The 24,896-nt window shown below is 35.7% G+C and carries 18 protein-coding genes; 5 read left to right on the forward strand and 13 right to left on the reverse strand.

Features of this window, described 5'->3' with window-relative positions; genetic code table 11:
- Positions 1-110: 110 nt before the first annotated feature.
- Together PXC01_RS15855 and PXC01_RS15860 are read left to right on the forward strand one after the other, a co-directional pair.
- Entirely contained in the window at positions 111-2,180 is a 2,070-nt protein-coding gene (locus PXC01_RS15855) for a M1 family metallopeptidase (RefSeq protein WP_276473268.1), read from the forward strand.
- A gap of 2 nt (positions 2,181-2,182) precedes the next feature.
- Entirely contained in the window at positions 2,183-3,097 is a 915-nt protein-coding gene (locus PXC01_RS15860) for a patatin-like phospholipase family protein (protein ID WP_036153933.1), read from the forward strand.
- Positions 3,098-3,190: 93 nt separating this feature from the next.
- Here the strand turns inward: PXC01_RS15860 and PXC01_RS15865 are convergent, their stop codons facing one another.
- The 4 genes from PXC01_RS15865 to PXC01_RS15880 form a co-directional block, all read right to left on the reverse strand.
- Positions 3,191-3,709, reverse strand: coding sequence for a DUF7935 family protein (locus tag PXC01_RS15865; RefSeq protein ID WP_276473269.1), 519 nt, complete (start codon positions 3,707-3,709; stop codon positions 3,191-3,193).
- Positions 3,710-3,791: 82 nt separating this feature from the next.
- Entirely contained in the window at positions 3,792-4,562 is a 771-nt protein-coding gene (locus PXC01_RS15870; protein ID WP_276473270.1) for a hypothetical protein, read from the reverse strand.
- 25 nt (positions 4,563-4,587) lie between these two features.
- Entirely contained in the window at positions 4,588-6,144 is a 1,557-nt protein-coding gene (locus PXC01_RS15875) for an FMN-binding glutamate synthase family protein (RefSeq protein ID WP_276473271.1), read from the reverse strand.
- Between the two features lie 6 nt (positions 6,145-6,150).
- Entirely contained in the window at positions 6,151-7,461 is a 1,311-nt protein-coding gene (locus PXC01_RS15880; protein ID WP_276473272.1) for an amidohydrolase, read from the reverse strand.
- A 209-nt stretch (positions 7,462-7,670) separates the two neighbouring features.
- Here PXC01_RS15880 and PXC01_RS15885 point away from each other — a divergent pair, with 209 nt between their 5' ends.
- Both PXC01_RS15885 and PXC01_RS15890 read left to right on the forward strand, forming a co-directional pair.
- On the forward strand, positions 7,671-9,998 hold the full coding sequence (locus PXC01_RS15885) for an ATP-dependent helicase (protein WP_276473273.1): 2,328 nt from the start codon (positions 7,671-7,673) through the stop codon (positions 9,996-9,998).
- A gap of 47 nt (positions 9,999-10,045) precedes the next feature.
- On the forward strand, positions 10,046-10,669 hold the full coding sequence (locus PXC01_RS15890; protein ID WP_276473274.1) for an L-threonylcarbamoyladenylate synthase: 624 nt from the start codon (positions 10,046-10,048) through the stop codon (positions 10,667-10,669).
- A gap of 75 nt (positions 10,670-10,744) precedes the next feature.
- Here the strand turns inward: PXC01_RS15890 and PXC01_RS15895 are convergent, their stop codons facing one another.
- From PXC01_RS15895 to PXC01_RS15905, 3 genes are all read right to left on the reverse strand, one after another.
- On the reverse strand, positions 10,745-11,599 hold the full coding sequence (locus PXC01_RS15895) for an OmpA family protein (RefSeq protein WP_276473275.1): 855 nt from the start codon (positions 11,597-11,599) through the stop codon (positions 10,745-10,747).
- A gap of 101 nt (positions 11,600-11,700) precedes the next feature.
- Positions 11,701-12,702, reverse strand: coding sequence for a glycosyltransferase family 2 protein (locus PXC01_RS15900; RefSeq protein ID WP_276473276.1), 1,002 nt, complete (start codon positions 12,700-12,702; stop codon positions 11,701-11,703).
- 12 nt (positions 12,703-12,714) lie between these two features.
- Positions 12,715-13,161 carry a type I restriction enzyme HsdR N-terminal domain-containing protein gene (locus PXC01_RS15905; protein WP_276473277.1) on the reverse strand — a complete coding sequence of 149 codons (447 nt, stop codon included), beginning with the start codon at positions 13,159-13,161 and terminating at the stop codon, positions 12,715-12,717.
- Between the two features lie 26 nt (positions 13,162-13,187).
- Between PXC01_RS15905 and holA the strand changes: the two genes are divergently transcribed.
- On the forward strand, positions 13,188-14,189 hold the full coding sequence (gene holA / locus PXC01_RS15910; protein WP_276473278.1) for a DNA polymerase III subunit delta: 1,002 nt from the start codon (positions 13,188-13,190) through the stop codon (positions 14,187-14,189).
- Between the two features lie 93 nt (positions 14,190-14,282).
- Here holA and PXC01_RS15915 read toward each other — a convergent pair whose 3' ends face one another.
- From PXC01_RS15915 to PXC01_RS15940, 6 genes are all read right to left on the reverse strand, one after another.
- A complete protein-coding gene (locus PXC01_RS15915) occupies positions 14,283-14,660 on the reverse strand; it encodes a DoxX family protein (RefSeq protein ID WP_276473279.1) in 378 nt (125 codons plus the stop codon).
- A 240-nt stretch (positions 14,661-14,900) separates the two neighbouring features.
- Positions 14,901-17,312: an alpha-ketoacid dehydrogenase subunit alpha/beta gene (locus PXC01_RS15920; RefSeq protein ID WP_276473280.1), complete on the reverse strand. Its 2,412-nt coding sequence runs from the start codon at positions 17,310-17,312 to the stop codon at positions 14,901-14,903.
- A gap of 157 nt (positions 17,313-17,469) precedes the next feature.
- Positions 17,470-20,319 (reverse strand): M1 family aminopeptidase, encoded by a 2,850-nt coding sequence (locus PXC01_RS15925; protein WP_338089477.1) that lies wholly within the window; start codon positions 20,317-20,319, stop codon positions 17,470-17,472.
- 8 nt (positions 20,320-20,327) lie between these two features.
- Positions 20,328-21,014, reverse strand: coding sequence for an LOG family protein (locus PXC01_RS15930; protein WP_058105885.1), 687 nt, complete (start codon positions 21,012-21,014; stop codon positions 20,328-20,330).
- A gap of 39 nt (positions 21,015-21,053) precedes the next feature.
- The gene (uvrA, locus tag PXC01_RS15935; protein ID WP_276473281.1) at positions 21,054-23,885 is read right to left on the reverse strand and encodes an excinuclease ABC subunit UvrA; all 2,832 of its coding nucleotides are present in this window, start codon (positions 23,883-23,885) and stop codon (positions 21,054-21,056) included.
- A 153-nt stretch (positions 23,886-24,038) separates the two neighbouring features.
- The gene (locus PXC01_RS15940; protein WP_276473282.1) at positions 24,039-24,875 is read right to left on the reverse strand and encodes a universal stress protein; all 837 of its coding nucleotides are present in this window, start codon (positions 24,873-24,875) and stop codon (positions 24,039-24,041) included.
- Between the last annotated feature and the right edge of the window lie 21 nt (positions 24,876-24,896).

The following is a 24,896-nucleotide window of genomic DNA, read 5'->3' on the forward strand; positions in this document are numbered from 1 at the left end:
TTAGTAACTAGCGAAATAAGTGTTGTTTAGCATCACAATCAAAATATAATAAGGTTAGGGAAGTGCTCCCCAAAACATTAAATTTGAAATGTTATTTTTTGGTTTACTGTATGAAGAAATTGATTCTCACCCTTTTTTTATTCTTATCCCTTTATGCTTTTGGGCAACATCAAGACAAAGTAGATTTTATAAAAGCCAAGGTTTACTTAGGTTTTTTGCCTAAAGAAAAAACGATTAAAGGGGGGGTAATCTATCGTTTTAATGTCTTCCAAAATGTTGATTCCGTATTTTTTGATGCAAAGAATATGGATTTTTCAAAAGTAGAGCTTGACGGGAAAAAGATAAATTTTACTGCTACAGAAAAGACAATTTCCATAAGACATAAATTTAAAGCGGGAGAATCACATAAGCTGATGATCGAGTATATAGCCAAGCCGAAACAAACAGTCTATTTTATTGGTTGGGATGATGATTTAGAAGGTAATGAACAAATATGGACGCAAGGGCAAGGAAAATATACCAGCCATTGGCTTCCTAGTTTTGATGACATGGAAGAAAAGGTTGAATTTGATTTAACCATTGAAGCCGCTAAAAAATACCAGGTAATTGCCAATGGTAAGCTACTTCTAAAAACTGATAATGATGAAAAAGATGCTATTTGGTTATTTGATATGAAAAAACCTATGAGCAGTTATCTATTGGCTTTTGCTATTGGCAATTATGATAAGCAAGTTTTAAAATCTGAAAGCGGAGTAACGATTGAAAACTATTATTATCCAAACGATAGTCTAAAAGTGGAACCAACGTATAGGTACACTAAGAAAATATTTGATTTTTTAGAAAATGAAATAGGTGTACAATACCCTTGGCAAGATTATAAACAGGTGCCTGTACATGATTTTTTATATGCAGGTATGGAGAATACAAGCGCAACTTTTTTCTCAGATGCCTATGTTATTGATTCCACCTCGTTTATAGATAGAAATTATGTAAATATCAATGCGCATGAATTAGCGCACCAATGGTTTGGTAATCTGGTTACGGAAAAGAATAGCGAACACCATTGGTTACATGAAGGTTTTGCTACTTATTATGCTTATTTGGCTGAAAAAGAAGTTTTTGGTGATGATTATTTCTATTGGAAATTATTCGGCACAGCTAAAACATTACACGAGATATCTGAAAGGGGAGAAGGAGAGAGTTTATTGAACCCCAAAGCTAGTAGTCTTACGTTTTATGAAAAAGGTGCTTGGGCATTGGCTATCTTAAGAGATAAAATAGGAGAATCTGCTTTTAAAGAAGGTGTAAAAATATACTTGGACAAATATAAGTTCCAAAATGTGACTGTTGCCTATTTCATGGATGTGATGGAAGATACGAGTGGAAAAGATTTGAGTGAATATAAGGAGGTTTGGTTGAAAGGAAAAGATTTTCCTGAAGAGCGCGCTAAACACTTTTTGATGAAAAATAACGCTTCATTAAAAATGTTTTATGTCTTAAAACATGATGATGAGAAAAATTTTAATTCCCCTAAAATTTTGAACGATTCAGAATTAGCTACAGAATTAAAATTAGAATTGCTTCAACAAAAAGGTGATTTTCCTGAATTGGAACTTATACCTTTAATTGCTAATGAAGATATAAGAATACGGCAATTTGCTGCTCAGAAAATGGGTGTAATTCCTGAGGCTTTAAAAGAGTATGCAGAGCCGTTGTTATTGGATGATAGTTATAGTACAAATGAATTAATGCTATATAATCTTTGGTCTAGTTTTGATTATGATAGAAGTACTTATTTAGAAAAAACTAAAAACCTTGTTGGTTTGCCAAATAAGAATGTGCGTTTACTTTGGTTAACTTTAGCATTGTTCACTCCTGAATATAGACCTACAGAAAATGTATATTTTCATCGAGAACTTGTTAGTTATACCAGTGATATTTATAATCCAGAAATACGACAAACAGCTTTTCAATACCTTTCAGAAATAAAAGCGCTAAATGGAAATGCGTATGCTAATCTTATAAAGGCGACCAACCATCATTCTTGGCAGTTTAGAAATTATGCGAGAAAGCTATTTGATGCCTTGTGGAACGACCAAGAACAGAAAAAAGAAATTGAAAAGATTGTAAATCAACTAAATTCGTCAGATTTGCGTTATCTTAAAACGAAATTAAATTAATAATGAAAGCATTAGTTATTTCTGGTGGTGGTAGTAAAGGAGCCTTTGCGGGTGGCGTTGCACAATACCTTATTCAAGAAGAAGGAAGAAAGTATGATATTTTTGTGGGTACTTCTACCGGTAGTCTACTTATCTCTCATTTAGCACTAGGTAAACTAGATAAGATTAAAGAAATATATTCTAATGTCAATCAGAAAAGTATATTTAATAACTGTCCTTTTTTAGTAAAAAATATTCGTGGTAATGAAGAAATTTCAATTAATCATTGGAATGTATTCAGAAACTTCATGACCGGTAAGAAGACCTTTGGCGAAAGCGAAAACTTGCGTAAACTTATTGAAAATAGCTTGACCATTGAAGAATTTGAAACTTTAAAAAATGGAGATTCTGATGTAGTCATAACCGTTTCTAACCTCTCATTAAATCAAGTGGAGTATAAGTCAATTAAAGATTGCACTTATGAAGATTATTGTGATTGGATTTGGATATCGGCCAACTATACACCGTTTATGAGTTTAGTGCGTAAAAACTACTGCGAGTATGCCGATGGTGGCTTAGGTAGTATTGTGCCTATAGAAGAAGCAATAAAAAGAGGTGCTACAGAAGTAGATGTCGTTGTGCTTCATACGGAGGTCAACTACATGAACAGGGTAGCTTCACGTAATCCTTTTGAGCTGATCACAACAATGATGAGTTTTATTTTAGATCGAATTGAACATCAAAATATTAGAATAGGAAAATTGGTTGCCAATCAAAAAAATGCAATCATCAATTTATTTTATACACCTACAATTTTAACCACTAATTCGTTAATATTTGACAAGGCAAAGATGACACTGTGGTGGAAGCGAGGTTACCTTTATGCAAAGAATAAGAATGAAGAAACGAATCCTATTGAACCCAATGAACATGAATAAATATTATAATGTAGTTCATTGGTAATGATATAAAACGAAAAAAGCTTTCCATATGGAAAGCTTTTTTTATTCTTGTAAAGACTATTTAATCAACTACCATAAATCGCCAATTTCCTTTTTAACAAAGGATAAAGCTGTTGCTGATGGTGAAGTTTTGTCCATGGTCTCATTTAAGATATCTTCTCTTAATTTATCTGCAGTTTCGGTATTGCTCATGGCTGCTTTTCTGATCATCTGTATGGTGGCACTTTTTGCAGCTTTTATAACGTTCCAGCATTCATCTGTCATATAAATTTGCTGAGAAAGGTTATGCTCAAATTCGGTCTCTACGCTTTTGATCAGCAAGTTTTCATACGCATTTTTATCATCACCAATTGGTGATACACGAACAACCAAGCTTGGTATGGCAATACGTTCTAAAAATAAGGCCATTCTTTCATAAGCCTGTAAACGTACGGGTAAAGTATCTTTTTGAGAGTCTTTATGTAATAGAAAACGTCTTCTGCCTTCTTCATTATTGGTATGCATTCTAAAGAAATAGAAGGCTATGGCACCTGTAACTACTGAAGGTATTAAATAAGCGAATAGTTGAAAAATTTGGTCAGAGTTCATTTTATAATCAGTTAATATTTATGAAATAAGAACGTCCAAATTTTTCAATTAGTATAGTACTTCATCGATGAAATGCAAGTTTTTAATTTTTAATGTCTCCCTTGGCCATATCATAAAATGCTTTATAATCTGGTTGGAACTTTACTTGTAGAGATTCGCGCAAGCCACCATCTTGACCTACGGCAATAATCCGTTCTCCATTCACTCCAAAATCCTTGATTAAAATACTGGCAATTGCCGTAGCTTGTTGCAATGCAATATTCATTTCGCCCGTAATGTTCAAACTTGCAATAGTGATAACACTTTTAGGGTTTGCATTGATTACTTTGGCAACATTTTCAATCCAAGTTCTAGATTCGTTGGAAACATTGATACCTACACCGTCGGTAAAGAAAAAATCTAATTTTTCTGAAATTATTACTGATCCATCTGTAACACCAACTTTAGCGTTTTCCCCTAAGACTTGCTTTGCATTTGTTAAAATGACAACAGCGGTAGAATCATTACTGGCAACAGCATCGGTAATACCTTTTAACTGTTTTTCCTTGCGTTCTAATGTTGCTAAGGTTTTATTGATATTCTCTGAATTTTGACTGGATAATGCTGCAAAACTATTTAAGTTTTTCATTAAAGTTGCATTGGCATCTTGCAGTTCTGTAACTTGAGATTGATATTCATCTGAACGTTGATTTGCCAATTTCTCATTGCGTTGAGAGGTGCTCACCATTTTTGAAATGGAATCCAGTTTAAATTTTAAATCTTGATTTTGTTCGATCAGTTCACTTTTTTTCTGGGCTTGAATTGTATTTAATCCTAAAAGGATTAAAACCGAACATATAAAAAATCGTTTCATAGTAATATGCATTGAATAGGTTAATCTAAATTTTGCCGCCAAGATACGAACAGTCTTTTAAATCTTGTACTCCCGTGAAGGGTACTTTTGCTTTATTGTAACCGTACGTAGAAGCTAAGCTTTTGTTTAGGTCGTTGTCATCTACGTTTACTTGAACATCGTCCATAGTAAATTGACTAGGATGTTCATAGCCTGCAGCATGGGTTATCTCTAATAGTTCTTTTCTGAATGTATTAAAATACTGTGCCAGTCTATCTGATTTTAATGGTACGTTTATGCCTTTTTGTAACCATTTGCTTTGCGTGGCAATACCGGTTGGGCATGTGTTGTTATGGCAAACTTGTGCCTGAATACAACCAATACTCATCATAGCCTCACGGGCAACATTAATACAATCTACACCCATAGCGAAGGCCATGGCCGCTTTTGCCGGAAAGCCTAATTTGCCAGAGCCAATGAAAACAATACGTTCCGTAAGTTTTCTGTTCAAGAAAACCCTATATAAACTAGAAAAACCGTATACCCAAGGTAAAGAAACATGGTCTGCAAATGATGGGGGAGCGGCACCTGTACCACCTTCGCCACCATCTACAGTGATAAAATCAGGTCCTTTTCCTGTCTTAAGCATTAGATCGGCCAGTTCTTCCCATTGATCTAATTTTCCTATAGCACCTTTGATCCCTACAGGTAAGCCTGTTTCATAGGCAATGTCCTCAATTAGTGCCAAAAGCTCTGGCACATTTGAAAATGCCTTGTGTGTTGCTGGCGATAAGACATCCTTGCCTACTTCAACACCTCTGATCTCTGCAAGTTCCGGGGTTATTTTGGCACCTGGTAAAACCCCGCCTTTTCCTGGTTTGGCGCCTTGGGAAAGTTTAATCTCAATTGCTTTGATACATGGATTGTCAGCTACCAGTTTTTTCATTTTCTCCATAGAGAAATTGCCGTCTTCTGTTCTTACACCAAAATAACCGGTGCCAAAGTGAAAAACAATATCACCGCCATGCTTGTGATAAGGAGATAGACCGCCTTCACCGGTATTATGATAAGCTCCTGATTTTTGTACTCCCTTGTTCATTGCTTCTACCGCGGCGGCGGATAAAGAACCAAAACTCATGGCGGAAACATTTACGATACTTCCCGGTCTAAAGGGCTTACGACGATTATTGTACGAACCCATAACTTTTGCACATGGTATAAAGTTGGGCTCGGTCTTGTTAGGGTGATCGGAAGGTACTTGATAGCCTATCATCCTATTTTTAATGAAAATATGCTGGTGGGCATATAAGTCCCGGTCAGATCCAAAACCTTCATAATTGTTTTCTTTTTTTGCAGATGCATAGATCCAACCTCTTTCTATTCTATTAAAAGGAAGTTCTTCTCTATTATTGGCTACAAAATATTGACGCATTTCAGGACCAATACTTTCTAACCAATATCTTAAATGCCCTACAACCGGAAAGTTATGTTTAATGGTATGGCGTTTTTGTATGAAAACATCATAAATAGCGACAATGAAAAGAAACAAAAAAATCCAAGTCCACCATGGTAGACTTGGAATGGCATTTAAAAAATCGTTCATCAAAAATTATCCTTTTGGTTTAATATCTAAAACAGGTGTTTGGTCACTGTTTAAAAAATCTATGCTCATTTCTGTTAGTGTGCGGACACCTAACAATAACCCGCTATCATCGATCAGAAAATCGGGCGTGTGGTGTGGAAATGATTCTGTTGTACCAGGTGTCATTCCTCCTAGGAAGAAGAAAAATCCTGGTGCTTCTCTCTGAAAATAAGAGAAATCTTCTGCACCTGTAACCGCTTTTTGAAAAAGTACATTGTTTTCACCTGCAACCCTTTTCATGGTCGGTAACATTTGTTCTACCAATTCTGGGTTGTTATAGGTAATATCCGTAGCATCTGTAATTACACATGTAGCTTCGCCACCGTAGGCTTTGGCAATATCGCTCACCATTTCAACCATACGTTTGTTAAGCTTGTCTTTCATATCATAATCCAACGTTCTTATAGTACCGATCATTTCTGCAGATTCTGGTATAATATTAAAACGGACTCCACTCTTTATTTTACCTACGGTAATAACGGCGGCTTCATTGGTAAGTTCAGTTTCTCTACTGATTATGGTTTGTAGACCGTCTATAATTTTAGCACTGATCAATATTGGATCTACACCGGACCAAGGTTGTGAACCGTGCGATTGTTTACCTTTAACGTTGATAACAAATTGCTGGGCTGCGGCCATGGTTCCGCCAGATTTATAGCGAATGGTACCAACGGGAGTTTGTGAATTAATATGAAGGCCAAAAATAGCATCTACCTTAGGGCTGGTCATTACACCTTCCTTTACCATTAAAAGTGCACCGCCTTCTTCTCCTGGTGGTGGTCCTTCTTCTGCTGGTTGAAAAATGAACTTAACGGTTCCTTTGATCTTATCCTTATTTTTAGACATAACTTCAGCTACACCCATTAATATAGCTGTATGCGTATCGTGCCCACAGGCATGCATAACACCTACTTTTTCGCCCATAAATTCTGAAGTGACATTAGATTTATATGGTAGGTCGTTACGTTCTGTAACGGGTAACGCATCAATATCCGCTCTTAACGCCACTACCTTACCTGGTTGATCACCTTTTAAAAGACCTACTACACCTGTGTGCGCAACACCGGTTTCAACCTCTATTCCCAAAGATTTTAGGTGTTTTGCAATTTTTTCCGCAGTCTTAAATTCGCGATTACCCAGTTCTGGATTCTGATGTATTTCCCTTCTCCAGTCAACTACTTTGCTTTCAATTGCTTTGTAGTCTTTTTCAAGATTTGGACCTTGTGCCTGTACGGTATAACCGAAAAGTACGAGAACCAATAAGCCTAGTTTTTTCATAATCAATATTTAATATTTGTTTGTTCTCTGTGTTTTTTGTTGATCATTATGGCATAAGAACGTTAACAACCGTAATCTCTATGCAAGAATTAAAGTTTAAATATATTCAAAATGAAAAGAAATACCATTTATTGTTTACAAAACTAAAACACTTCACTTTTACTATCCCTCATTTATGGCTAAATTTACGTCACTAAAAAAAAGAAAATTTGAGCTCATTTATAGATGAATTGAACGATGCCCAAAAAGCTCCCGTTTTGCATAAAGACGGACCTTTAATGGTTATTGCCGGGGCAGGGTCTGGTAAAACACGTGTATTAACGTATAGAATTGCATACCTGATGGCGCAGGGAGTAGATTCTTTTAATATTCTGGCCTTGACCTTTACTAATAAGGCGGCACGGGAAATGAAGGAACGTATAGCACATATAGTTGGTGCCAGCGAAGCAAAAAATCTGTGGATGGGTACCTTTCACTCCGTATTTGCAAAGCTTTTACGTATAGACGGTAACAAGTTGGGCTACCCTGCCAATTTTACTATTTATGATACACAAGATTCGCAAAGACTTATTGCCTCTATTATTAAGGAAATGGGGTTGGACAAGGATATTTATAAATACAAACAGATTCAAAATAGGATATCATCATTTAAAAATAGCTTGATTACCGTAAAGGCCTATCGTAATGATCCGGATTTGGTAGAACAGGATGCAATGGCCAAAAAACCACGAACTGGCGACATTTACGAGAATTATGTGGATCGATGTTTTAAGGCAGGGGCAATGGATTTTGATGATTTGTTATTGCGTACCAACGAGCTTTTAACACGCCACCCAGAAGTGTTGGCAAAATATCAAGATAGGTTTAGGTATATACTGGTAGATGAGTATCAAGATACCAACCATTCCCAATACTTGATCGTAAAAGCATTGGCCGATCGTTTTCAAAATATATGTGTTGTAGGTGATGATGCACAGAGTATTTATTCTTTTAGGGGTGCTAACATTAGCAATATTCTGAACTTTCAAAAAGATTATGATAATGTAGGTATGTACCGTTTAGAGCAGAATTACCGTTCTACCAGAAATATCGTAAATGCGGCAAATTCTATCATTGGAAAAAATCAAAATCAAATCGAGAAAGTAGTTTGGACCGATAATGATGATGGGCCTTCAATTAAAATTCATAGAAGTACTACTGATGCCGAAGAAGGTAGATTTGTAGCAAATTCTATTTGGGAGCACAGAATGCAGCAGCAAATGAAAAATGGTCAATTTTGCGTATTATATAGAACAAACTCCCAATCTAGGGCAATTGAAGATGCCTTGCGTAAGAGGGATATTCCGTATCGTATTTATGGCGGATTGTCATTTTACCAGCGTAAAGAGATTAAAGATGTTTTGTCATATTTGCGCCTAGTGATCAACCCAAAAGATGAAGAAGCTTTAAAAAGGGTGATTAATTTTCCTGCCAGGGGAATTGGCGGTACCACATTAGATAGGTTGGTGGTAGCTGCAAATCATTACAACCGATCCATTTTCGAGGTAATGGAAAATATAGACCGTATAGACTTAAAAATTAATGCGGGTACCAAGCGTAAACTTACGGACTTTGTTAACATGATCAAGAGTTTTCAGGTCATGAACGAAACTACGGATGCCTTTACGTTATCTGAACATGTAGCCAAAAAAACCGGTGTTCTTTTAGAATTTAAGAAAGACGGAACTCCAGAAGGAATCGGTAAAATGGAGAATATAGAAGAACTTTTAAATGGTATAAAAGATTTTGTTGAAGGGCAGCAGGAAATTGATGAAGCTACCGGTAACATTAGTGAATTTTTAGAAGATGTAGCCCTTGCTACTGATTTGGACAATGATACTGGTGATGATGATAGGGTTGCCTTAATGACCATTCATTTGGCAAAGGGATTAGAGTTCCCTTACGTATATATTGTAGGGATGGAAGAAGATTTGTTTCCTTCCGGAATGAGTATGAGCACGCGTAGTGAGTTGGAAGAAGAGCGAAGATTGTTCTATGTTGCTTTAACTAGAGCGGAGAAACAAGCGTATTTAACGTATACGCAAAATAGATACCGTTGGGGTAAGTTAATAGATGCAGAGCCCAGTCGTTTTTTAGAGGAGATAGATGAGAAATATGTAGAGAACCTTACGCCTATAGACGGTGGGTACCGTTATAAATCCCTTATAAATGCCGATATATTCGGTGAGGTAGATAAAAGTAGATTACGTCAAGAAAAGCCTAAAAGGGGTACCCCGCCAATGGTAGGCCAGCCCAATTCAGGACAGCTTAAAAAATTACGAAAATTAAAGCCACAGTTGTCTGAGCCTGTTGGTAATACCAATAAAATAGATCCAAACCTTACTGTAGGTTCATTGATTAACCATACGCGCTTTGGTCGCGGTAAGGTTGTTAAGATTGAAGGTGCCGGTAATGATAGAAAGGCAGAAATATTATTTGATAAAGGAGATATTAAAAAACTATTGCTACGTTTCGCCAAATTAGAAGTAATTGGGTAGTTATGATGTAATATTTACTTAATATAGTTATTAAAAATCTTTACGTTATGGCAGAATTCATAAAAATATACGAAGAGAATCCTAATCCTAAGGAAATAAAAAGGGTAGTGGAAGTACTGCGTAAAGGTGGTTTGGTTATTTATCCTACTGATACGGTCTATGGTTTGGGATGTGATATTACCAATACTAAGGCACTGGAAAAAATTGCGCGTATTAAGGGAATTAAACTGGCAAAAGCCAATTGGTCTTTTATATGTACGGATTTGAGTAATCTATCTGATTATGTTCGACAAATTGATACTGCTACATTTAAAATATTGAAAAGGGCATTACCTGGCCCCTATACTTTTATTTTACCAGGAAACAATAATCTGCCTAAGGAGTTTAAAAAGAAAAAGACGGTGGGTATTCGTGTGCCGGATAACAGTATTATAAAAGCTTTGGTGCAAGAACTGGGAAATCCAATTGTTTCAACTTCTATTAGAGATGAAGATGATGTTCTTGAATATACGACCGATCCAGAATTAATTTATGAGAAATGGAATAACCTTGTAGATGTAGTAATTGATGGAGGATACGGTGGTAATGTAGGGTCAACTATAATAGATGTGTCTACCGGAGGGCTGCCAGAAGTTGTACGTGAAGGTAAAGGTAGTCTTGATATTATTTAAATAGATATTTTGTTAGTTTAAGCATAAAAAAAAGCGGCTCAATTGAGCCGCTTTAATTTTATAATCTATCTACAATTATTTGTTGATTGCAGGATCTTTCATTCCTTCTTCGATCATGCTGTAGAATTGATCGATTTTTGGAAGAACTACAATACGTGTTCTTCTGTTTTTAGACTTTTCAGTAGTAGAGACCGGTACATATTCTGCTCTACCTGCAGCAGTCATACGCTTAGGGTCTACGTTGAAATCATTTTGTAAAATACGTACAACCGCAGTAGCACGTTTAACACTTAAATCCCAGTTATCCAACAAAGAACCGTTACCTCTGTAAGGAACGTCATCAGTGTGGCCTTCTACCATAAATTCAAAATCAGGCTTGTTGTTTACTACTTTGGCTACTTTACCAAGCACTTCTTTAGCTCTTCTTGTTACATTGTAGCTACCACTGCTAAATAACAATTTATCAGAAATAGAAACGAAAACAACACCTTTTTCAACGCTGATTTCAATATCCTCATCATCCATATTTCCTAAAACACCTTTTAAACTTTGCACTAAAGAAAGGTTTACGGAATCTCTACGGGTTATGGCGTCGTTCAACTTGCGTATAGTTAAATCTTTTTCTTGTAAGCTTTCTAAAGATTTCTCTAAATTCTCCGCACCTTTTGTAGTTAAAGTGGTTAAGTTGCCCATATTATTGATCAACTCTTGATTGTTGGCCTTTAAAAATGCATTTTGATCTTCTAATGTTTGAAGTCTAGATGAAGCCGTTGCTTTTTCTTCTAAGCAATCATTCAATTTAACCGTAGCTGAATTCAATAAATCCTGTGCATTTTTGTGTTTAGCTTCAAGATCTGCGTACTTCTTTGAAGATACACAAGATGAAAGTAAAAGGGTTACTCCAAGACATCCTAATAATACTTTTTTCATAATTTTATTCTATTATACTTATTTAAGTGGTTTACTCTATTTTTCGCATCTAAGCGACTTCAAAATTATATAATTACAAAGTCACTTATATGTGTTGTTAGTTAATCTTTTACTAAAATGTTAAAATTACTTATTCTATGTACGAAGTAAGACCATACAATGGACTTCGTAGCATAGTATTTTCTGAGAAACTGCGTTTTTTCTCTTTTCTTATACATTTTTCTAAACTGTCTGTAAAAGCTTAAATGTGCTCTAAAAATAGCGAAAAAGTGTTTAAATCTTAACTGAAAAAGAAATCGAATTGCCGCTATCCCATCTAACAGTAATCTTAAGAAGATAATAATAAAGGCTTTTCTTCTGGGCAAGTTTTTTGTAATGGAGAACAGTGTGTTTCTGAAATTTAAATATGTTTTTTTGGGGTTCATGTTGCTTAACGTAGAACCGCCTAAATGAAAGATATGGGAAGTGCCTACATACAATATTTTGTACCCATGGTTTTTTGCGCGCCAACATAAATCTACTTCTTCTTGGTGCGCAAAATAGTCCTCGTCAAAACCGTTCAACTCCTTGAATACATTTTTTTTAATAAACATACAGGCTCCGGTTGCCCAAAATATTTCCCTAATATCATCATACTGGCCATTATCCTTTTCTAAGGTTTGAAATACCCTGCCTCTGCAGAAAGGGTAGCCAAGTTGGTCAATAAAACCACCGGCTGCACCTGCATACTCAAAATGATCTTTTTTAAGTAAATCAAGAATTTTGGGTTGTATAATTGCAGCTTCTGGCACTTTTTCAAAGGTTTCTTTTATAGGTGCTAACCAATTGGGCGAAACTTCTACATCTGAATTCAACAAGCAAAAAATATCTGCATCCACATGTTTTAGGGCATCATTATAGCCTTTGGTAAAACCTCCATTTACAGAATTCTGAATAATCTTAACAGTGGGGTAGGTATTTTTAATAAACGAAACAGAACCATCGGTTGATGCATTGTCCGCAACGTATATATCTGCATCAGCGGAATAATTGATGACAGAAGGTAGGTACCTTTCTAAAAGTACTTCACCATTCCAGTTTAATATGACTACAGCTATCTTCAAAACGATCGCAAATTAACGGCTAAAATCAGGAATTTCCTTCATAAATTCATATTTTTCAGCAATTAGGTCCGTTTGGCAGTAGTAATGTGAGAGTCCGTTAGTAACCATTAAATAAGAAGCGTTCAACTTAAAGTTGTATTGTGCTATTTGATCAAATGTCATTTGGGATATAGAAACTTCTGGAGCTTTACATTCTACAAGTATGTGTAGCTGACCGTTTGGTTTAAACACCACTACGTCATATCTTTTTTTTAAACCGTTTAGGGTTATCTGTTTTTCAACATTAATATGGCTAAGCGGATATTTTTTTTCTTGTACTAGATATTGAACTACATGCTGCCGAACCCATTCTTCTGGTGTGAGTACCAAAAATTTTTTACGTATAACGTCAAAAATCAAGGTTCTATTTTCGCTATTTTTGACCCTGAAAGTGTAGTTAGGAAAATTTAGTGGCTGCATTATACAAAGTTGATGATTTTTTCTGAATGGATGAAGCTGTACAAATAGTCAATACAATTAAGAAAGGACAAATAAGTCCTATTTATTTCCTGTATGGGGAAGAAGCTTATTTTATTGACAAGATTTCAGATTTTATAAGTAACAATGTGTTGACCGAAGATGAAAAAGGGTTCAACCAAATGGTATTGTATGGTAGAGATGTGTCTATTGAAGACATTGTAGGTAATGCCAAACGTTACCCTATGATGGCCGAACATCAAGTAGTAATCGTAAAAGAGGCGCAGCACTTATCCCGTACCATTGAAAACCTTTGTGCATATGCGGAAAACCCTCAGCAATCTACGGTATTGGTCATATGTTATAAGTACAAAAAATTAGATAAGCGAAAAAAACTGCATAAGATCATAAAAAAGAACGGTGTAGTTTTTGAAAGTAAGAAATTATATGAGAATCAGGTAAGTGACTGGATCAGAAAGCATTTAGTAAGCCGTGGCTATACCATATCTCATAAAGCAGCGCTTTTGTTGGTAGAATATTTGGGTACAGATCTGGGTAAAATTAGCAAAGAGCTAGACAAGCTAAAATTAGTTTTACCGAAACAGACCGAGATTAACCCTGTGCATATTGAAGAACATATTGGCATTAGTAAGGACTATAATAATTTTGAGTTAAAACGGGCCATTGGTGACAGGGATATCGTCAAGGCTACCAAAATCATTAATTATTTTGCCCAAAATCCAAAAGACAATCCGTTTATATTAACAATAACCTTATTGCATTCATTTTTTACGCAGTTATTGCAATACCATGGGCTTGCTGATCATTCTCCTAAAAATGTGGCAAGTGCTTTGCGTATTAATCCTTATTTCGTAAGCGAAATACAAACAGCAGCTAGAAATTACCCAATGAGGAAAGTAAGCGGTATTATCTCCAGTCTGCGTGAAATGGATTTAAAAGGCAAAGGAGTAGGGGCTACGCCTATGAAAGAGGCAGATTTATTAAAAGAATTGCTTTATAAAATTGTGTAGTAACCGGCTATTTAACTAAATGACAATAATTGGACATTTAAATTTCAACGGAAATAAATTAGATGCATTAGTGTATAGATTTGCTTTAAGCGATTATTTTTTATCGATTGCGAATTTACCCGGACCAACTAATGAAATGGTAATAAATGCTACCAGGTAAAACAACGCTTTTTCTTTTGTGCTAAAATCATCCGCACCATGGGCAACAAATGCCGCGACCGCCATAGTTATGGCTGCCGGTATTGCCGCTAAACGTGATTTAAAACCTAGAATTATAAGTATAGGACAAATGAATTCACCTATTACAGCTAAGAATAGTGATGGTGCCTCTCCAATACCGAAGGGGTCTGAGAATTGAAAATCTCCAGAAATCAATTTTTGAAATTTAGGAAGACCATGCGTTAACATCATGGCAGATATTGCAATTCTAAAAAATGCCAAGCCGATATCTTTTAGTAAAGTATTTTTCATGTCATACAATATTTCCCTTAAAAGTATCGATTTTTTTTTGTTTTATTGAAATTAATGAGTAATCGTATTTGACTGATTTTAAATTTTGAAACAATAAATGACAACGGTAGCTTAATTTTCAAGTAGTTAAAGATCCTTCTATAAAAAATAAAAATTTTCTTTTATTGATTTGAAATTCTAGGGCATAAAAAAAATCCCAGTGTATATGGGATTTTTTCTTACTAAAACTTCATGTTTTACTTATCTCAATTTAGGATAATCGTTCGGTCTAACTTCATGCATGATCGCATAAACCTTTTCAAAAATATCCTCTCTGTTAGGCTTTGAAAAATAGTCGCCATCGGTACCATATGCCGGTCTGTGCGCTTTTGCACTTAAAGTTTGTGGCGTACTATCCAAATATTTGAATGCACCTTGTTTTTCTAAAATTTCATTTAGAAGATAAGCAGAACATCCTCCAGGTACATCTTCATCAATAACCAACAAACGGTTGGTTTTCTTAACACTTTCCAAAACCTCCATTTCAATGTCAAACGGTAATAATGTTTGCGCATCTATAACTTCGGCATCAATACCCACCTCAATTAGTTCTTTAGCGGCCTTTTCTACAATACGTAGCGTAGAGCCATAGGAAACTAATGTGATGTCTTTGCCTTCTTTCATTGTTTCAACCTTACCGATAGGTGTGCAAAATTCACCTAGGTTTTTTGGTTTCTTCTCTTTTAGTCTATAACCGTTTAAACTTTCAATAACCAATGCAGGCTCATCACTTTTTAAAAGTGTATTGTAAAAACCGGCAGCCTGCGTCATGTTTCTAGGTGCTAAAATGTACATGCCCCTTAGTAAATGTATCAATCCGCCCATTTCTGATCCAGAATGCCATATACCTTCTAGCCTGTGGCCCCTGGTTCTAATAATTAAAGGAGCTTTTTGCTTTCCGGCAGTTCTATATAACAAGGTGGCCAAATCATCGGTAAGGGTAGATAACGCATAAAAAATATAATCCAGATACTGTATTTCGGCAATAGGCCTAAGTCCTCTTAATGCCATACCTATACCTTGGCCAATTATGGTAGTTTCTCGTATGCCGGTATCTGCAATACGTATTTTGCCATATTTCTCTTGCATGCCCTCAAGACCTTGGTTAACATCGCCAATTGCTCCTGTGTCTTCACCAAAGATCAATGTGTTGGGGTATTTCTCAAATAGTTTGTCAAAATTATCCCTAAGAATTACCCTGCCGTCCACAAGTTCTTCATCATCATTATATTCCGGAGTTATACCCGTTATATTTGTGGCCTTATTGTCATTTTCGCTATATAAGTGAGAGCTGTACTTAAATTGAGATTCTTCTAGAAAATTGTTGGTCCAATTAATTAAATCCTGTTTCTCCTGCGTATGTTCCCCAAGAAGATAGCGCAATGATTTTCTTGCTGATATAGCCAAATCTTTTCTAATTGGCTCTTCAGTTGCGATTAAATCATTTTTTAATTTATTTAAAAAGTTTTTGTTAGGGCTTTTAGAAGCCGCTTTTTCTATCAAATTCAGCAATAGCGTTTTGTTTGATAGGTTATCTTTCAAATACTCGTCCCAAGCCTGTTTTTTAGCTTCTCTAACGGTACGTTTAATTCTTTTTTCAATGGATTCCAATTCTTCTGATGTGGCTATGCCCGATTCTAAAATCCACTCCTTAAAACGTTTGTTGCAATCATGGTCACGTTCCCATTCTAGCCTTTCATTATCTTTGTAACGCTCATGGGAACCGGATGTAGAGTGGCCCTGTGGCTGTGTTAGTTCGTTTACGTGAATAATTACCGGAACATGCTCTTGTCTGGCAATATCCGCAGCGTTTTCATAGGCATGCATCAATGCAGTGTAATCCCAGCCGTTTACTCTTAAGATTTCATAACCTTTTTCTTTTTCGGTTCTTTGAAAACCGGATAGAATTTCTGAAATGTTTTCTTTGGTGGTATGAAATTTTGCAGGTACGGAAATGCCGTATTCATCATCCCAAATGCTAATGACCATTGGCACCTGTAAAACACCGGCGGCATTTATGGTTTCAAAAAACATGCCTTCACTAGTACTTGCGTTACCTATGGTGCCCCAGGCAATTTCATTTCCGTTTATTGAAAATTTTGCACTGTCTAGACCTTCTTGGTTCCTATATACTTTAGATGCTTGTGCCAGTCCTAATAATCTAGGCATTTGCCCGGCGGTACATGAGATGTCGCCGCTACTGTTTTTTTGTTTTGTTAAATCTTTCCAGCTGCCGTCCGCATTTAGACTATGTGTCAAAAAGTGACCCCCCATTTGCCTTCCTGCACTCATAGGTTCCTTTTCAATATCCGTAGTGGCATATAGCGCGTGAAAAAATTCTTTAGGCTGCAGTAGGCCCAAGGCCATCATAAAGGTTTGGTCTCTATAGTACCCGCTTCTAAAATCACCATTCTTGAATGAACGAGCCATGGCTAGTTGCGGTAGTTCTTTACCATCCCCGAAAATGCCGAACTTGGCCTTACCGGTCAAGACTTCTTTTCTTCCCAGCAAACTACACGTTCTGCTCAAAAAAGCAACTTCGTAATCATTTATTATTTGTTCTTTGAAATCTTCAAAAGAAATATCATTACTGGTTTTAGAAGAGACATCCATGTATAAAACGTGTTTTTACAAAATTACCGAATCAAGTACTTTTTAGCAACGCTGTAACCAGTTAATTTATTCCATATTTTTCAACAAAAGTGATATTATTTTGAAAATATCTTAATTTTAACTAAAATTTATACGGGCCGTATTAGAATTTCTTAGTTTAAAACCATTTTCTTGTGAATAATCCAGTTAAGGTTTTTGGACTAACGGTTATGATAAACCTAATTTTTTCGCCGTAGTTTGGTTGTGAAATTTCCCAACCATTATTGGAGTGTAGCGGTAGGTAAAGTTCAAAATAATCTGTAACCAAATTTAAACGTACTCCAGAATCATACACAAACTTTCCTTCACGACCTTTGTTTTTTACCAATCCGGCGTCACCATAGAGTTCTATCCATTTCCAAATATTGAAACTACCGTTTACCGTTGCCATCCAATCATTAGAAAATCTGTAACGTTGATCTAAAAATGATTTAAATCCGCCTTCGGCAATAATTATCTGTTGGCTGTAAATACCAGAATCTTCTGAACGGCCTAGATAGCCATAGTCAAAAAGATAATCGGTAGGTCTATCCAACGCAAAACTAAAAAAATCTGTTTCTGTTTTATTACTAAGAAATTTACCGGCAAAAAATCTTAAATTAAGTTGTCTGTTGTTCTCAAAGAGTTTGCGATATTCATATTCAAAGGCCAGTTTACTGAAATTGCCTGCCAATTGAAAATCCGCAAACCAAGAGTTATAATCTAAGATGCCATTGTTCCTGCTTGAATACCGTGCATTGAAAACACTATAGTCCGGATTTTCAGGGTCATTGGCCAAACTCAAAAGAGCTGGATCAAAATCCCTAAATATGTTAACATATCTGAAACTTAGAAATTCTCTCTTGTTCGATAATAAATCTGCTGGTCTAAAGCCAAAGCTTACCGATGGTGTAATTGATGAATATCTAGAGTTTTCATTGAAGTGAGATGTGCCTGCACCAATATTATATTGGGCAACGTACAAACCACTTTTGCTTAGGTATTTTCTATAGCTGAATTTTCCAGAGCCTACAAAAGCTTTTTCTTTAAAGGAGTAGGAGGGGGAGAAATCATACACAAAAGGTCTTTCAAGTAAGGTTTTGTTGTATAAACGCATTCCGGGGGTCCAACCATCATAAACATTAAAACTCAATACAGGAACATAGAATACCTGATTGTAATATGGATTTTCGGCATCTTTGAAAAATGTAAATTTTAATTTTTTGTTGCTTGATAGAAAGCCTTTTAAAGATTTCCAATTATCGCGTTGATTGAATTCCGGTATCTTTTGGTCATAGTTAAGTACCAATCTGTCCTCTTGGTTATTGGCAATGGTAAATGTATCTTCAAGCTTAATATCTTTGAACCAATATTCAGAGACTACGGAATCTTTTTTTAGTCCAAATATTGAAATGGGTACATTGGTGCCTTCTTTGTTTTTAATAGTAACATGCAAAGAATCTACTTCTTTTTTTACCTTTTTTATTTTAAAATCAATCTTTCGATCGGTTGAGACATAGTCCTTGAAAAACCAGTTAATGTCCTGTTCTGTTGACCTTTTTAAAATAGATTCAAAGTCCGCAACTTTTACATTATTTAGTTTATAATACTCAAAAAAGGTTTTAATACTTTCATCAACATGTTCTTCACCAATGTAATCTGCCAAATACGCCAGTCCTAGTCCGGCCTTATATTTATTGGCAATTTTTTGATTGAATTTTATAAGCGAATCATTAGAGGTTTGCAATGCTTGGTCTAGATTTTTTCTGGCGGTAAGATTGTATAGAAATGAATACTGGTCGTTAAAATCCATCTTTGCCAGTTCAAAACTTCTAAAACCCCAGATTTTAGATAGCTTTCCCATTAATTTTTGATTGGGATAGTACTTCTCTACATACGCAATCATTAGATAATTTGCTATGGCGCTGTTCAGCCACTGTTCTTTTCTAGGATTTAAGAACATGGTCTCTCTTAAAATACTATTAATGGCCGTTTTTAGAAATTTCATTTCAAATTGAAACTGTTCCCTGTAAGGACGTATAAAAGAGGGGAGTTGATTTATACCGTAGAGCGGATCTTTGTTATAATCTAGTTCGCTGACCAATATTTTTTCATGTGGATAGTCACCTAGATTGTTATGAATAAAATTGGCAACCTTATTGATTGATAGACCTTGGCCGATTGTGCTATATCTTGGTGCTCTAAAATCCGTTAGGAACGTCATGTATGGCGTTCTGTGTGTTATAAAGTTTTTTTGTGGGTTTAGAATGATTTCACCACCACGTTGCAAATTACCTTTTAATTGGGCAAATTGACCATTTGGAAAAGAGGATTCTGATGTTATATCAAAGTTTGAAGCTAAAAAAAGACTGTCTGGATATTTAAAATTTATGACCGTATTGGTCACGTCCATATATAAATCCTCAATGTTCTTATTTGAGTAAAGGTGCCATTTGCCATCATAAACTGCAGGTGTTAGGTACCAATCTTTTAGATAGTAATCTCCCTTATTATCATAGCCATAAGGAGTGTATTTATTTGGCGGTAACTTCACTTTATAAGTGATATGGATTTTGGTAGACTCGCCCGGTGGTAGAATATCTTTTAAGGTGACCTTTACTATATCTTTACCTTCCGTACGGCTCCATTCAAGTCCATTATAGGTTTCGTCGACTACACTTGTAATTGTAGTTTTACCGCGTTCATCTGCTTTTGCCAAATGAAGCGATTTTTTGAATTCTTGAGCAAACCTCTTTGCTAATGCTGTGTTTTTATCTGAATAGGCATTTGCCCAATCGTTGAAATAGATAACACCTAAATTATAGTTAGATTTATTGAAATAGGTGAATTCTTGCTTAATATCCAACTCTTTGGTATACTCGTTTAAACTAACTGTAAGGTTAGTGTTATACTGAGCATAACCAATAGTAATGTTGGTTACTAAGAGAATAATACAGTAAAGGAAAAAGGATTGAAAGTTACGTACCAAGGCTTAGATTAAAAATTAGGACTCATGCTGTGCCCTTTGTAAAAGGAATCGATTATTTCAACTACTTCTTCTTCTGTATCTACTATTTTGATAAGGTTTAAATCTTCCGGACTTATATTGCCCATCTTCAACATGGTGCCTTTTACCCAGTCCATAAGACCTGTCCAGAATTCACTGCCCACCAATATGATGGGGAACTTACCAATTTTATGTGTTTGTATTAACGTTATTGCTTCAAAAAGCTCATCTAAAGTTCCAAAGCCACCTGGCATTACCACAAAACCTTGAGAATATTTTACGAACATTACTTTTCTTACGAAGAAGTAATCAAAATCCAAACTTTTATCATTGTCAATATAGGGATTGTCATGCTGTTCAAAAGGAAGATCTATGTTCAGGCCTACAGAAGTTCCGCCGGCAAGATTTGCACCTCTATTACCCGCTTCCATAATACCAGGTCCACCACCTGTAATTACACCGTAGCCAGCCTCTGCTATACTTTTTGCAATAGAAACCGCCAATTTGTAGTAAGGGTCTTCTTCTTTGGTTCTAGCAGAACCAAAAATAGATACACATGGGCCAATCTTGCTCATACGCTCAAAACCATTTACAAACTCTCCCATTATCTTAAAAATGGCCCAAGAGTCATTGGTTTTTATTTCATTCCAGCCTTTATGATGTTTTTCTGATCTCATTCGTTTATATATTCTTTTAGATAATTTTTTACCTATTTATTATTTTAATTCTCTCTTTAAAAATTTAGCCGTGTAGCTTTTCTTGTTTTTGGCTACTTGCTCTGGAGTACCTTTGGCAACCAATTGCCCTCCTGAGCGGCCACCTTCGTAACCAATATCAATAATGTGGTCTACCATTTTAATTACGTCCATATTATGTTCAATAACTAACACAGTATTTCCTTTATTGGCTAATTTATTCAAAACTTCCATCAAAACCCTTATATCTTCAAAATGAAGTCCGGTTGTAGGTTCATCTAAAATATAGAAGGTATTACCGGTATCTCTTTTAGAAAGTTCGGTAGCCAATTTTATACGTTGTGCTTCTCCACCGGATAGGGTGGTGGATTGTTGCCCTAACGATATATATCCCAATCCTACATCTTGGATGGTCTTTAACTTACGATGTATTTTTGGAATAAGTTCAAAAAATGATACGGCTTCGTTAATGGTCATTTCCAGAACATCTGATATAGACTTGCCTTTATAGCGTATTTCCAAGGTTTCCCTATTAAATCTTTTGCCGTTGCAAGTTTCACATTCCACATAAACATCTGGCAAGAAATTCATTTCTATGACCCTTAGACCTCCACCTTGGCAAGTTTCACATCTACCGCCTTTAACATTAAAACTGAATCTACCTGGTTTATAACCTCGTATAGATGCTTCGGTGGTTTTTGCGAACAAAGATCTTATTTCGCTGAACACACCGGTGTATGTGGCAGGGTTTGATCTTGGTGTTCTACCAATGGGAGATTGGTTAATGTCAATTACTTTATCTATATGCTCTAGACCGGTTATCTTTTTGTAAGGCATTGGTTTTTTAACGCCATTAAAGTAATGTGCGTTCATGATAGGATATAGCGTCTCATTGATCAAGGTAGATTTTCCACTACCTGAAACACCGGTTACCCCAATCATTTTTCCCAGTGGGAATTTTACGGTAATGTTCTTTAAGTTGTTACCTGTGCAGCCAGATAACACAATCTCATTACCGTTGCCTTCTCTTCTTTTTTTAGGAACTTCAATCTCCTTAACACCCGTCATGTAATCCGCGGTCAAGGTATGTACATGTTTTAACTCTTCCGGTGTTCCTTGAGAAATAATTTCACCACCGTTCTTACCCGCTTTTGGACCTATGTCAATTACATGGTCTGCACGCTCTATCATATCACGGTCATGTTCCACTACTATGACAGAATTTCCTATATCCCTTAAAGATTCCAACGATTTTATCAATCTTTCGTTATCTCGTTGGTGTAGTCCAATACTAGGCTCATCAAGAATATAGAGTACGCCTACTAATTGCGAACCTATCTGTGTAGCCAATCTAATACGTTGTGCTTCACCACCTGAGAGCGATTTAGAACTTCTGTTCAATGAAAGGTAATCTAAACCTACATCTAATAAAAACTGTATTCTCGTGGTAATTTCCTTAATGATTTCCTCCGCTATTTTTAGCTGATTTCCGCTAAGTTTTTTGTCTAACCCTTTAAAAAACGAAGCAAGTTCAACAATGTCAAAATTTGCCAATTCGGCAATATTCTTCTCTTCTATTTTGAAATAAAGTGATTCCTTTTTTAGGCGAAAACCTGTACATGTGGGACAGGTGATTTTGTCCATATATTCTTTTGCCCATCTTTTGATTGAAGTAGAAGCAGCCTCCTCAAACTGGTTTTTTATAAAGTTTGATATACCTTCATAATCTATCTTATAGGTGCGTTTAACACCTAAGGTTTTTGAATCTACCTCAAAGCTTTCTTTTCCTCCGTTCAACAGAATCTCAATAGCTTCTGCAGGGATAGTATCTATAGGGTCTGTAATTTTAAAACTATAGCGTTCGGAAATAGTTTCAATTTGTTTAAAGGCCCATGATTTTTTGTAATCTCCCAAAGGAGCAATACCACCACCTTTAATGGATAATTTTTTATTAGGAAATATTTTCTTTTCATTCACCTCATACACATGGCCTAATCCTTTACAATTGGGACACATACCCTTAGGGGAATTAAAAGAAAATGTATTGGGTTCAGGAGTAGGATAGGAGATACCTGTGGTGGGGCACATTAAATCCCTACTGAAGTACCTAGGTATATCAGTGCCTTCTTCAAGCACCATTAAGACGTTGTCACCACTATACATGGCCGTATTGATACTTTCTGATAATCGTTTATGAAAGTCCTCACTTTCTACAACCTTTAGCCTGTCTATAACAATCTCTATATCATGGGTTTTGTAACGGTCCACTTTCATGCCCTTTACAATATCCTTTACCTCACCATCTACCCTAACTTTTACAAAACCTTGTTTGGCAATTTGCTCGAAGAGTTCACGGTAGTGCCCTTTTCTAGATTTTATGACCGGTGCAAGAATGTTAATTTTCTTGTCTAAATAAGATTCAATGATCAAATCTTTAATTTGCTCATCACTATAGCTTACCATCTTTTCGCCTGTATTATAACTATGTGCATCTGCGGCACGGGCGTAAAGAAGTCTTAGGAAATCATAAATTTCGGTGATGGTACCAACGGTAGATCTTGGAGATTTTGAAGTGGTTTTTTGTTCTATGGCAATTACGGGAGACAGGCCATCTATCTTATCCACATCAGGGCGTTCTAAACCTCCCAAAAATTGTCTTGCATAGGCTGAAAACGTTTCAATATATCGTCTTTGTCCTTCTGCATAAATGGTGTCAAATGCCAATGATGATTTACCACTACCAGATAAACCGGTTATAACGACCAGTTTATCCCTAGGTATGGTAACATCTATATTTTTAAGGTTATGAACGCGTGCGCCCTTGACCTCTATATTTTCTTCAAAATTAATCATGTATTCACAGCAAAGTTGCAAAAGTACGATTTTGAGTGCTAATTACATACGTTCTTGTATTCTTTGAAAAAGGCTATAATTTTAAAATGTGGATTTAATTGGAAGTACATGATGGAGTAAAGAATAGTAAATAAGTAAAGGGAGGATCTTATTCTACTCGTGCATTACCAATAATGGTACCGAGGTATGGTGACTTAATTTTTCGATTTGATTATTAAAGAACAATTTTTGAAACAAGTTTAGGTTTTTTGCTACCATGACCAGCATTTTAATATTGTTGTCTTGTATATATTCGGCAATGGCTTGTTTTATCTCTTTACCTTGAATATTTCTAAAACAGTGGCTATCTATAAATAATTCTTTTAAATAATCGCTCAGATAGGCTTTATTGTTCAATTGAGCATTTGAAAATTTAGGACTGGATTGTGTCATGTGCACCACATCTAATCTTGCATTGGTTATTTGTAGAATTTCTGTAATTGAGTTGAGGATTGAATGGTTGTAGAATAAATTGTAATCTGTTGGGAAAGCTATACTATTGGGTAATTCTATCTTGGTGTTTTCAGGTACCGCAAGAACGTTACATGCTATTTTAGTTATGATGTTACCTGCATTACTACCTATTACCGATGCCATTAAACCCTTGGCACCTTTGGATCCCATTACAATTAATTCTATTTTTTTGTCACGTACCGTTTTTCTAACTATATCTACAAGGTTGCCATATTCTTGCAAGGTAATATACTGGTGTATTTTATTTGAAAACTGACTGGAGATTTTATCTGTTAGATCATTCAGTTTTTCTTTAGTCGTGCTTTTTTGCGGTGAAGTTAAAACCATGAAGGAATTACCGTTAATACCAGAATTGTTTAAAGTATCTACATGCAATACATAGAATCTGCATGGTTCGTTAGTAAATAGATTTGCGGCATATTCCAGCGCATTCCATGCATTTTTAGAGAAATCTGTGGGAATTAAAATATGTTTCATTTATTCAACTTACCATACAAA

The sequence above is a fragment of the Maribacter huludaoensis genome (assembly GCF_029350945.1).
Classification (GTDB): domain Bacteria; phylum Bacteroidota; class Bacteroidia; order Flavobacteriales; family Flavobacteriaceae; genus Maribacter; species Maribacter huludaoensis.